The following is an 11,508-nucleotide window of genomic DNA, read 5'->3' on the forward strand; positions in this document are numbered from 1 at the left end:
AAAGGTATAGTAAGAAAGAATTCAAAGTAAAAGATAAGAAAGCAAAAAGCTTGACCAAGCTGTATAATTTTTATCAATGAAATCAATTCAACCGACAATTAAATACATTACAAGCGTCGGTAAGTTTAAAATTATCACACTGTATGTGCCAATTAGTTGTAGTCAAAATTTTTACCAAGAAAAAGGTAGATGAATCCCTGGTATTGAATGTTAGAGTCTCTTATTAGTTATATAGTCTACCACAACTAATTCAAATTACTATAACAGTAGAATAATTAGAAATTTTTGATATTGGCTCTTGAGTCTTAACTAAAATAGCCCACCGGAAACTACTTGATTTCGGTGGGCTTTATTAATGGATACTAGGATAGGCGCCTGCCTACTAAATATCTAACGTGCAGAGAGTTGTTGCTCGATTTGAAGTAACGCTTCGATACGTTTTTCGGTTGTGGGGTGAGTTCTGAACAAATTAGCCAAAGACCCGCCTGAAAATGGGTTGATAATTAATAATGGTTCAAATGCAGGATTTGCTGAGTCCATAGGCATTTGTTTTGCTGTCGCTTCTAAACGTTGCAACGCGCGGGCAAGGGCGCGAGGATTACCTGTAATACGCGCGGCGCCAGCATCAGCGGCAAACTCACGAGTGCGAGAAATAGCCATTTGAATAACGGTGGCACTTAGAGGTGCCAATATCATTGTTAATAACACACCGACAAAATTGCCCCCACGGTTTTCGTCGTCACGGGAACCACCACCGAACCAAAACAGGTTTTGCGCTAAAAAAGAAATGGCGCCAGCAACGGTAGCAGCAACAGCTTGTGTTAAAGTGTCGCGGTTAGAAATATGAGTAAGTTCGTGTGCAATAACAGCTTCGAGTTCATCTTCGGGTAAAATGCTCATAATACCTTCAGTGACAGCAACTGCCGCATGTTCAGGGTCGCGGCCTGTAGCAAAAGCATTCGCACCTGCACCAGGAACGATACATACTCTTGGCATTGGTAGACCCGCACGTTGGGATAATTTTTGCACCATCCGATAAAGTCTAGGCGCCTGCGCTTCGTTTACTTCTTGGGCGCCGTACACAGCCAAAGCAATTCTATCTGACTGGTACCAAGAAAATAAATTAGTAGCTGCTGCTAAACCAATACCGATAACTAGACCACCAGTTCCACCAATAAAGTAATAGCTAATTGCAATCAAAAGACCACTGAGCGCAGCAAGCAAACCTAGAGTTTTGAATTGATTTCCCATATTATTATATTCTCCTGAACACTGCTATATAATTACTTAAGCTTTATAGCTAGCAGCACAATTTTAGCCACATCATCATTGTATCAACTCAAACATGAACTCTTCAGGTAGAAATTACGTTCTAGTTTAGTACGGTTTTCCGTCTTCTTCACTCAGAATGATTTAAGATGTATATGAGATTAATATTCAGTTATACACCGAGGCAGGATATTATGATGAAATTACCGATACCAGATTTTAGAGAAAGACAAATGGGGCAAGTAATAGTTACTTTAAGCATAACTAACCATGTTGATCAAATCTTAGCTGAACGTGGTTTTATTTCCGCAGAGGAAGTTCGTTCGTTGACTTTAACAAATGTTTTAGTTGATACAGGCGCCACATTACTATGTCTACCTCCATCTGTGATTACTCAATTAGGTTTAATTCAAGCAGGAGAAGCAAGCGTACAAACAAGTGCTGGAATCACGCAAGAGCGAATATTTAAAGACGTTGATTTATGTATTGAAGAGCGTAAAGGTATTTTCGACTGCTTAGAACTTACCGAAGTACCTTATGCTTTATTAGGTGTAATACCAATGCAACGTTTAGGACTTGAGCCAGATTTACAAAACCATAAATTACGATTATTACCAATGAATTCTGAGCAGAGTTATCTTACAGCTTTATAAATTAATAAATGCAAAATGACTAAGAAATAAGAAACGCAATAGCAGTAAGTTTAGGCGCCATAGCAGGTGCTTTAACTCGTTACTACTTGTCATTATGGTTTGTACAAAAATTTGGCGCCAGTTTTCCCTATGGCACATTTTTTATAAATATCACAGGTTGTTTAATTATGGGATTCTTTGCTACTTTAGCACTCGAAAGAATTCCAACTATACCTCCAGAAATACGTTTACTCGTAGCAGTCGGTTTTTTAGGTTCATATACCACATTTTCGACTTACGGACTAGACACTATTAATGTATTGCGTACAGGTAACTTACTGCGTGCGGCTTTTTACTGGGCAGGTAGCGCTATACTTGGAGTTATTGGTGTTCAATTAGGTGTGATTATCGCGCGCGCGTTGTGGAAATAATTTGATTTAAAATTAATTTTTATTATTTAAAAATTCACAAATGAAATTACTGTGATTTGAACCACCGCGCGACCAAAATTTTGAATAATAGCTTGACCAACTGTGTTCTATTCTGCTAGTAACTTCGTTATTTAAAAGAGCCGAAATAACAGAAGCGTCCAAAGCATAACTACTCAACTAGATTTTATTGGCGCCGTTTTTCTATAAGTTCATTACTAAGCGACTGCCCTTCGGGAATATATCGCCGTACAATTTCTTGCGCTCGTTTCACTACTTGTTCTAGCGTTTCTGGTGTTGGTTTAGTGTTAGTTTGGCTCATAGAATTAGTGAAATTCAGTTCTTAGTCAAATATTTGTGAGCTATACCGCTATTGTATGTAATAATCTTATACTATTTTATAGCATAGTATATTTGACATTAACTTAAGTTTGTCTTGTGGAACGGGCATCCTTGCCCCTCCTATGATGTTAAGAACAGGTTAAAATGCTTGTTCCACAAGATTGATTCCATATTATATTTAAGTTTAAATTTGCATCACATAGTGAGTGGAGAAAAAATGGGGGAAGTTAGAGTGACGGTAAAATTAATAAATGCGACTGATGAAAAATTAATCAATCGTGGACTACTAAACCCCAATTTACTGCGTGTTTATGAAACACAAGCGTTGGTAGACACTGGAGCAACACATGCTGTCATACCTATGAATATAGTACAACTACTTGGGTTAAAAATTAGCGGTCAGCAAATAGCCGAATTTGCTGACTCTAGACAAGAAGTAGTAGGATTGACGAGTTCTGTAATTATCCAGATAGAAGGACTGGACACAATACAAACTGCATTAGTTACTGGTTCGGAGGTGCTAATTGGTCAAACAGTCTTAGAAGATTTAAATTTACTTGTAGATTGTAGAGGTGAACGTTTAACTCTAAATTCAAAAACATCATAAAATTAAAGTATTGCATAAAAGCAACATAACGAACTTGGCTTAAAAAAGACATTAACTATTTAATAGGTGGTAAAGATAATGCTTGATTTTAATCGTTCACGGCGCTTGATAAGCGAGAATGATACAGAAATAAAAGTTCAGGTAAAACTAATAAACGAAATAGATGAAGAATTAGTTTCTCGTGGACTACTCAATTCAGACCAAGTACATATCTTAGAAACAGAGGCTTTGGTAGATGCAAGCTCTATACGTACAGTACTACCAACAAAGATTGCGGAAAAACTGGGTTTAGATATTCGGCGTTATGAAACAGTTAGCTACGCGGATGGTAGAGAGGAAACAGTAGGATTAAGCGACCCAATAATTATCCAAGTACAAGGACGTGAGACAAGAGGAGGTGCTGTAGTTACTCAGGGTTCGGAGGTGATAATTGGTCTTATTGCTTTAGAAACATTAGATTTCGTTGTTGATTATGAAAATAGATGTTTAATTCCAAATCCAAAGCATCCTGATTATCCGGTGTTTCGTATTTGACAATACAATTTTTAGGATAAGAGCTAGATTTAAAAAATAGTGTAAAGAACAGGCAAGGATGCCTGTTCCACAAGAGAGAATTTTTAGTTTACAGTCTCTACACAGTAGGGTGGGCACTGCCCACTGCCCGCTGCCCACCTTACTAAGATTTGGTGATTTCAAAGCCTAAAATATGACGAGGTGAGTTTGTCTGCTCAGGTTCAGGAAAACTATTAGCTGCATAGGAGTTAATACCGTAAGTGTTAACAGATAATGTTTTACCATCGGCGCCAATATCAAGCGTTACATAATTAAATGTATCTGGGCTGAAAAAATCTATTGGTTCGCGGTGTTGATCTGCTTGTGGGTCGCCTTCGCGGTATACTTTTTGCAGTCCTGGAAATTTTGGGTCTAAACCAATAGGGTTAATACCTTTGGCTTTTTGTAAAGTTACAAGACCATCGGTTAAAAATTGAATTGTGTCAAAGTCGTGTTTGGTAAATTTATCTGGGCCACCGGCGCCTATTGGCCCTGCGACAATGGTAAAAGCGTTTTGACTGACTGTACGAGTTTCAGGATTGTTAAAGTCTGTTAAGTACGTTAAATCGTTGATGCGGTTTTGGTGGTCGTCTGTTGAGAGAAAAACTACGTTCTCTATTTTGTTATCGTCGATAAACTTGAGTATTTGATTACGTTCAGCCCGATAATTACCGTACCAAGATTTACCACTATCATTGCCTATTTGGTCAATTGGAGATGAAATAGCAACTATTTTCCAGGGTATACGTTTTTTCTGGGCATCCAAAAGTGTTTGCTTAAACCAGTTTAATTGAGTTTTACCTAACATGGTACGGTTTGGATTATCCGCACGGGCGCCAATATCATCTGCGCTCTTCTCTGTTTTGAGTCGAATATCTCGATAAGAACGGTCATCTAAATTGATAAAAATACTATTTGCACCCCATTGCTGTGCAAAATATAGCTGTTGTGTTTTATCTGTACGAGGGTCGTTTTTGACGGAAATCGTTTTCTCTCGAATTGGTTCATATTCACTATAAGCTTTAACTAAGGTTCTGAAACCCTGAGTTTTATTGATAAATTTATTGGCAGTGTTGACATCATATTGCGAGTTAGCAGCGTCTACACCAAAACCATTAGGAGTTCCCGCAGGCGCCCCACCGTTGATAAATTGTTTATTAGCGAGTTCGTGGTTATCGAGAAGTGTATAATTTCCGTTTGCTGCAAACAGCTTTTGTAAACCTGTAAAACCACCTGCTTTGACAGGTTCTAACTGTTCGCGGTATTTGCGACGATAGTCTAATAATGCTTGAGATGTATTTGTAAACGGGTCAGCGGTTGAAGAGGATATGGCACTTTTGGTTTCGTAAATTGCATCACCCAGCAAAATAAAATAATCTAAATTCAGCTTGTCAAAGTTTTGTGTAGAAGGATATGGGCGCCATTGACCGTCAGCATCTCCACTAAATGCTAAACGTACAGGTACTTTTGCACTATTTAATGGTGCCGTTTTAAAGGTGCCAACTGGACTGATTTTATTTTTGGTTAAAAATCTGTAATAGTAGCGCGTACCACTTTTTAAGCCTTTTATATCTAGTTTGGTAGTATAATCGCGTTTGGGGTCTGTACTAGTTTTAGTCGAAGAAACGATATTGCGAAATTTAGAATCTGTGGCAATTTGAGCAGTTAAGTTAGTTACGATACCTTGGTTTGTAGCAGTATTGAAAGCGCGTGTCCATACAATAATGCTGTTTTGAGTGGCGTCTCCCGATGCTATACCGTTAAAACTGAGGGTTGTTACAGCAAAGCTTGGAGCAACTACGATTAATATAGCGGTAGTTATTAGGGCTAGACTTACTATCGTTAAATGTTTGACTCGAAACACAGTGTTTTAGATTTATTGCTTGACTCGGTAATTATATTGTTCTAAAACGAACAAGCACGATAAATTTAGCTTTTTTTTATAAGGAATATGCTGAAAACCCCTAGGCTTTAGCCAGGGGATGAAAGCTAAAAGAAGGCGTTTACGCCTCACGCTCCATTAACTATTCACGCTGCTGTGCTATATAACGCTTCACGGTTTCAGTACAAATATTGCCAGCAGTACTAACAAAATAACTTGGTGTCCACATTGTTGGAAGCTTAAGTAGTTCAGGAAACTCTTTGCGTAAGTGATGAGATGCTCGTCCTTTGATTCGATTCATCATCAAAGAAGGTTCATCTGTTGGCTTTGCGTTCAAAAACAGGTGTACATGGTCGGGCATAATTTCCATAGCTATAATCTTCCATCTGTTCTCGTTGCAAACCTCACATATGATTTGCTGCAATCTGTCTGCTATTGCTCCTACTAGTACTTTCTTTCTACGTTTAGGTATAAAAACAAAGTGGTAATTTAGCAGTGATACTGCATTGCCTTCATGACGGTATTCGTCTGGGGAAAATTTCGCCATATCTTGTAATTCCATATTGCTTTGTTGTATACTTACACTGTAGATTAAACAATACAGATTCACAACAACCAAGGAGGTGATTAGTAGTGCAAGTGAGATGGAACTTTAAGTTAAAACCAAATAAGACGCATGTCAAAACGATGGAGCGATGGCTTATCACGCTTAGAAAACATCGTAACTATGCGCTACGAGAAAGAGAGCAAGGATATAGTACGAACAATCAGGATGTAGTAGAGGAAATAGTTTACGCATTTGGTAGTTATTGTGACTTAGAAACGCGAGTAGAATATGGTGCATGTTGCCCTTTAACATGTCCTGTTTTGAAGCATGGTGTAGTACCAGAAAAGCTGTCTATTGCGTTCAAAAACACTAAAGAAAAGTTTGATACTAAAACGGGTAAGTTGTTAAAGCCAAGTATTGTTAAATGGGATGACGCAAGCGGTATACAGAAAAAAGTAACCACGGAATTACGTGGTAAGTCACCATACTTTGGAGAAATATATTCTGCTGTATTGCAAGGTAATTTAGAAAGATTGGACGATGCTTACACTAACTTCTTTAAGCACGGACGTGGTTATCCAGGCTATGTGACTCGACTTGATTCGTTTGAATATAAACCAGGTCAAGCCAAGATTGGATTAACTAATAAAAACTACGCTACGGCCTATCTTCCTGGCATTGGTAACGTAAAGTTTCATAATAGTCGTAAAAAAGAGTTCGATACAGTTACAGATGTTAGAAGCGTCACAGTATCAAGGGAAGCAACATACTGGTTTATTTCCATCATTGTAGAAATACCTGATTTAATTCAAGAACAAATGCCACTAGAAAAAGTTAAGTCAGTGGTAGGGATTGATGTTGGAGTTAATAAGTTAGTAGCATCCTCGGATGGTAGCTTTGCTGAGAATACGAAACCTGCAACAAATAAGAAGACAGCACGACGTTTGGCTATGCGTCAACGTAGTATTGCTCGTAAGGTCAAAGGTTCAAAGAATAGAAAAAAAGCAGTAATAAAATTAGCAAGAACCAAGCATAAAATTGCAGCGTCAAGGAATGGGCGCAATTGGAAAGTTGCGAATGATATAGTAAAAACTGCGGATGTTGTGGTACGTGAAGACCTCAAAATTAAGAACATGGTCAAACGTGCTAAACCAAAACATGATGGGAAAGGTGGTTACGTCATGAATGGTGCTTCCGCCAAATCGGGATTAAATAAAGTAATTTTAGATTGTGGTTGGGGAGATATTTTTAACAAGATTGCTTGGCTTGCACTAAAAGCAGGAAAGCATGTAATTGCTGTTAATCCAAAACATACTAGTCAAGAATGTCCAGCGTGCGGACATATTGACAAAGCAAACCGTGAAGGTGAGAAGTTTTTGTGTACTAATTGCGGTCATACTGACCACGCCGACACGAAAGCGAGCAGAACAATTGCTTTAAAAGCAGGGTTAGATTTCCCTAAAAATAAGAAGTCTCTACGTGCGGACTGCGCGAAAGTTACGCCTAGGAGTCATCAACACAAAGTGGTTGAGCCTAGGAACCATACCTATGGGGTGAGTGGAACACAGTTGTCCCTCTTTGATACAACTGACTATCACTCGCTCGACAATCGGATAACTAAGAAATACGGTAGAAAATCTTAGTGAATCCCCTCGCCTTTAGGCAGGGGAGAGTCAATCTACACAGTTAATGAAGGAGTTGAGGGGGATAAAATTTAAGTAAAAAGTAACAATAAATTCATTTTAATCAAAATTTCGTATTACCCTGGATAAGTCAACAGGCTTGAGTAAGTCGCAAATGCGTAGTCCGAACAAAATATCTATTATTATTCCAGTTCTCAATGAAGAAAAACATATATTAGCGACTATTCTCACTGCTCAAAAAAGTACAAATACTGAAATCATTGTGGTAGACGCTGGTTCACGCGATAAAACTTGTGATCTAGCTTTAGGGACAGGTGTAAAAGTTATTGCTTCTGAGCGAGGACGTGCGATACAAATGAATACAGGCGCCGCAGTTGCAAGTGGAGATATTTTATTATTTCTTCATGCTGATACGCTGTTACCGCCTAAATTTGATGATATGGTTCGTGAAATGTTACAAAGACCTGGTGTTGTGGCAAGTGCATTTCAATTAAAAATTAATGGTACACCTTGGGGTTTAAGATTGGTCGAGTGGGGAGTTGACGTGCGCTCCAAATATTTTCAGCTTCCTTATGGAGACCAAGCAATTTTTTGTAAAAGTGAGATTTTTAATAAAATAGATGGCTTTCTTGAATTACCGATAATGGAAGATTTTGAGTTAGTGCGACGATTGAAAAGTATTGGAAAAATTACAATTATTCCATCACCTGTGCTTACTTCTGGGCGCCGATGGTTGCTGCGTGGAATTTTAAGGACTACTTTAATTAATCAAATTATAATTATAGGGTATTTTATAGGTGTTTCTCCGACTCGGTTAGCTAATTGGTATAGAGGAAGAAAATTAAGATAAGTTTAAGAAAAGTTTGAGGATTGTATTCAATTAACCATCATATAACTATATGGGCAAGCTAAAATTAGAATTGATTATTAAGATTTTATTAGTATGTATTGCTGTTGGAACTGTGATTTTTCTCGCCAAAGCTTTAAATTTTCAAAGTTTATTGCAGCAAGCTTTAAGATGGGTACAAAGTCTTGGTGTGTTAGGACCAATCGCCTTTATGGTTATTTATAATTTAGCTACAATATTATTTATACCAGGTTCTGTTCTGACTTTGGGTGGGGGCGTGTTATTTGGGGTATTTTGGGGGTCGATTTATGTGTTTATTGCAGCTACGATTGGAGCTACTGTAGCATTTTTGATTGGGCGCTATTTATCGCGTGATTGGGTATCACGACAACTTGAAAAATATCCAAAGTTTCAGGCAATTGATTCTGCTGTCGCTCGTGAAGGTTGGAAAATAGTTTTTTTAACTCGCTTATCACCTTTATTTCCATTTAATTTATTGAATTATGCCTTTGGTATCACCCAAGTTTCACTTAAAGATTACATACTAGGTTCAAGTGGCATGATTCCAGGAACCATTATGTATGTTTATATTGGTTCGCTTGCAGGAGATATTGCGATGATTGGCACGAAGCAATCGACAAATCCAACATTGCAGTGGAGTGTTCGCATTGTCGGTTTTATTGCTACTGTAGCCGTCACAATTTATGTTACCCGTATTGCGCGAAATGCGTTAGAAAAGAATTAATTATCTATCTACATTAAAAATAATATTATTATGTCAAATTCTGATATCCCCAATTTTGAATCTCACTCTATTTCTTTACGTCCAATGGACGAGTATAACCAAAGACTTGTTTCTTATACGCATCCGCCAGATTGGGTAAATCCACAACCTGCTGATTATTACGATTTGGTTGTTATCGGCGCCGGAACAGCTGGTTTAGTTGTGGCAGCAGGCGCCGCAGGGTTAGATGTAGGGTTAAAAGTGGCGTTAGTCGAAAAGCATCTCATGGGTGGAGATTGTTTAAATTATGGCTGTGTACCTTCTAAAACGATTATTCGTTCCGCACGGGTAGTTGGAGAAATACTTCGTGCTAGAGATTTTGGTATTTCTACTGCTCATTATATTGAAGTTGATTTTCCTGAAGTCATGCAAAGGATGCGAAGGGTACGAGCTTCGATTAGTCATAATGATTCAGCAGAACGGTTTCAAAAGTTAGGTGTAGATGTTTTCTTGGGTAGCGGGCGCTTTGCTTCACGTGATACCGTAGAAGTTGCTGGAAAATCGCTTCGATTCAAAAAGGCTGTAATTGCTACTGGCGCCAGGGCTGCTTCGTTAGAGATACCAGGAATTGAAACAGCTAAATATTTAACAAATGAAACAGTGTTTTCATTAACCCAACGACCACAGCGTTTTGCAGTAATTGGTGGTGGTGCTATTGGTTGTGAAATGGCACAGACGTTTAGACGCTTGGGGTGTGACGTGATAGTGTTCCATAACAAGGCGCATATTCTGAATAAAGAAGATATAGAAGCTGCACAAGTTGTACAAAACGCTTTTATCAAAGAAGGGATACGTCTAGAGCTTAACTGCGAAGTTGAACGAGTTGAAAAAACTAGCGACGGTAAACGAATTTATTTTAGTAGCAAGGGAGAGCGCAATTCAATAACCGTTGATGAAATTTTAGTCGGTACTGGACGGGCGCCGAATGTTGAAGGATTAAATTTGGAAGCAGTCGGTGTTGACTACGACAAAAGCCGAGGTGTAGTTGTTAATGATTTTTTACAAACAACGAATCCACAAATATATGCCGCTGGAGATATATGCATGGATTGGAAATTCACCCATGCGGCAGATGCGGCAGCTAGAATCGTCATTAAAAATGCTTTATTCTCACCATTTGGTTTATCAAAGCAGCGACTAAGTAGCTTAATCATGCCTTGGGTAACATACACCGACCCTGAAGTTGCCCATGTAGGAATGTATGACCATAGCGCAGGTAGTGGCGCCAATACCATTAAAATACCTTTTAGCAGCGTAGACAGAGCGATTGCAGATGGAGAAGAAGAAGGTTTTGTAAAAATTCTTCTCCGTCAGGGTTCCGACGAAATTCTTGGTGCTACAATTGTCGCGCGGCACGCAGGTGAGATGATATCTGAGGTTACAACGGCAATTGTTAACAAACTTGGTTTAAACAAACTTACTACCGTGATTCATCCTTATCCAACTCAAGCTGAAGCAATTAGAAAAGCTGCTGACGCATACCGTCGAACCCTCCTCACTCCTAGAACCAAGCGACTTTTAGGACTTTTGACTAAGATTTCGTGACTCAATAGTTAGTTCGGCATTACCCACCACATCATTAATTTTTGTAAACAGGATATTTCGATTTGTATCTATTTACAAATAAAATGTAAATATTACAGACGATTCCATCTTAATAACTTAAGATTGTTTTAAGGTTTACGGAAGCACTGCAATGCTACAAACAATTACAAAGGCTAATGCAATGCGGGTATGTCCTATCAACTCTTCGTTGCTACGCCAATTTTGGTCAGTGGTCGAAGATACTCAAACTAACATCCTTCTGGGTTTTAGCGATACGGAACTCGTACAGCAGCTACTCAGACAACTTCAATACAACGGAATACTCAGTACCGAAGAAATTACGGCGTTAAGTATTTACATAGATTCGCGTTTGGTTTTAATACGTGATTTGGCGGCATCGCGCTGAGTAGAGAATTTGATTATTCTTTCA

The 11,508-nt window shown here is 38.5% G+C and carries 13 protein-coding genes; 9 read left to right on the plus strand and 4 right to left on the minus strand.

Annotation, left to right across the window (positions count from 1 at the left end):
- Positions 1 to 390: 390 nt before the first annotated feature.
- On the minus strand, positions 391 to 1,251 hold the full coding sequence (locus DSM106972_RS18070; RefSeq protein WP_127082008.1) for a zinc metalloprotease HtpX: 861 nt from the start codon (positions 1,249 to 1,251) through the stop codon (positions 391 to 393).
- A gap of 212 nt (positions 1,252 to 1,463) precedes the next feature.
- Between DSM106972_RS18070 and DSM106972_RS18075 the strand changes: the two genes are divergently transcribed.
- Positions 1,464 to 1,922 carry an aspartyl protease gene (locus DSM106972_RS18075; RefSeq protein ID WP_201800746.1) on the plus strand — a complete coding sequence of 153 codons (459 nt, stop codon included), beginning with the start codon at positions 1,464 to 1,466 and terminating at the stop codon, positions 1,920 to 1,922.
- 26 nt (positions 1,923 to 1,948) lie between these two features.
- Positions 1,949 to 2,332 (plus strand): fluoride efflux transporter CrcB, encoded by a 384-nt coding sequence (crcB, locus tag DSM106972_RS18080; protein ID WP_127082009.1) that lies wholly within the window; start codon positions 1,949 to 1,951, stop codon positions 2,330 to 2,332.
- 184 nt (positions 2,333 to 2,516) lie between these two features.
- On the opposite strand, the gene DSM106972_RS54935 is transcribed toward crcB, so the two are convergent.
- On the minus strand, positions 2,517 to 2,651 hold the full coding sequence (locus DSM106972_RS54935) for a hypothetical protein (protein WP_267901131.1): 135 nt from the start codon (positions 2,649 to 2,651) through the stop codon (positions 2,517 to 2,519).
- A gap of 237 nt (positions 2,652 to 2,888) precedes the next feature.
- Between DSM106972_RS54935 and DSM106972_RS18090 the strand changes: the two genes are divergently transcribed.
- Positions 2,889 to 3,278, plus strand: coding sequence for a retroviral-like aspartic protease family protein (locus DSM106972_RS18090; RefSeq protein WP_127082010.1), 390 nt, complete (start codon positions 2,889 to 2,891; stop codon positions 3,276 to 3,278).
- Positions 3,279 to 3,356: 78 nt separating this feature from the next.
- On the plus strand, positions 3,357 to 3,812 hold the full coding sequence (locus DSM106972_RS18095; protein ID WP_127082011.1) for a pepsin/retropepsin-like aspartic protease family protein: 456 nt from the start codon (positions 3,357 to 3,359) through the stop codon (positions 3,810 to 3,812).
- Positions 3,813 to 3,954: 142 nt separating this feature from the next.
- Here the strand turns inward: DSM106972_RS18095 and DSM106972_RS18100 are convergent, their stop codons facing one another.
- Both DSM106972_RS18100 and tnpA read right to left on the minus strand, forming a co-directional pair.
- The gene (locus DSM106972_RS18100) at positions 3,955 to 5,694 is read right to left on the minus strand and encodes an alkaline phosphatase D family protein (RefSeq protein ID WP_127082012.1); all 1,740 of its coding nucleotides are present in this window, start codon (positions 5,692 to 5,694) and stop codon (positions 3,955 to 3,957) included.
- Between the two features lie 160 nt (positions 5,695 to 5,854).
- A complete protein-coding gene (gene tnpA / locus DSM106972_RS18105) occupies positions 5,855 to 6,259 on the minus strand; it encodes an IS200/IS605 family transposase (protein WP_127082013.1) in 405 nt (134 codons plus the stop codon).
- Between the two features lie 86 nt (positions 6,260 to 6,345).
- Here tnpA and DSM106972_RS18110 point away from each other — a divergent pair, with 86 nt between their 5' ends.
- The 5 genes from DSM106972_RS18110 to DSM106972_RS18130 all read left to right on the plus strand — a co-directional run bounded on the left by DSM106972_RS18110 (position 6,346) and on the right by DSM106972_RS18130 (position 11,484).
- Positions 6,346 to 7,902, plus strand: a complete 1,557-nt coding sequence (locus DSM106972_RS18110; RefSeq protein WP_233787122.1) for an RNA-guided endonuclease InsQ/TnpB family protein — start codon at positions 6,346 to 6,348, stop codon at positions 7,900 to 7,902.
- 154 nt (positions 7,903 to 8,056) lie between these two features.
- On the plus strand, positions 8,057 to 8,752 hold the full coding sequence (locus DSM106972_RS18115) for a TIGR04283 family arsenosugar biosynthesis glycosyltransferase (RefSeq protein ID WP_127082014.1): 696 nt from the start codon (positions 8,057 to 8,059) through the stop codon (positions 8,750 to 8,752).
- A 49-nt stretch (positions 8,753 to 8,801) separates the two neighbouring features.
- Positions 8,802 to 9,494 (plus strand): TVP38/TMEM64 family protein, encoded by a 693-nt coding sequence (locus DSM106972_RS18120; RefSeq protein ID WP_127082015.1) that lies wholly within the window; start codon positions 8,802 to 8,804, stop codon positions 9,492 to 9,494.
- 30 nt (positions 9,495 to 9,524) lie between these two features.
- Positions 9,525 to 11,078: a mercuric reductase gene (locus DSM106972_RS18125; RefSeq protein ID WP_127082016.1), complete on the plus strand. Its 1,554-nt coding sequence runs from the start codon at positions 9,525 to 9,527 to the stop codon at positions 11,076 to 11,078.
- Positions 11,079 to 11,229: 151 nt separating this feature from the next.
- Positions 11,230 to 11,484, plus strand: coding sequence for a hypothetical protein (locus tag DSM106972_RS18130; RefSeq protein ID WP_186538423.1), 255 nt, complete (start codon positions 11,230 to 11,232; stop codon positions 11,482 to 11,484).
- Positions 11,485 to 11,508 lie beyond the last annotated feature (24 nt).

Origin of the sequence: Dulcicalothrix desertica PCC 7102, from assembly GCF_003991905.1 — a bacterium.
In the GTDB taxonomy this organism is placed as follows: domain Bacteria; phylum Cyanobacteriota; class Cyanobacteriia; order Cyanobacteriales; family Nostocaceae; genus Dulcicalothrix; species Dulcicalothrix desertica.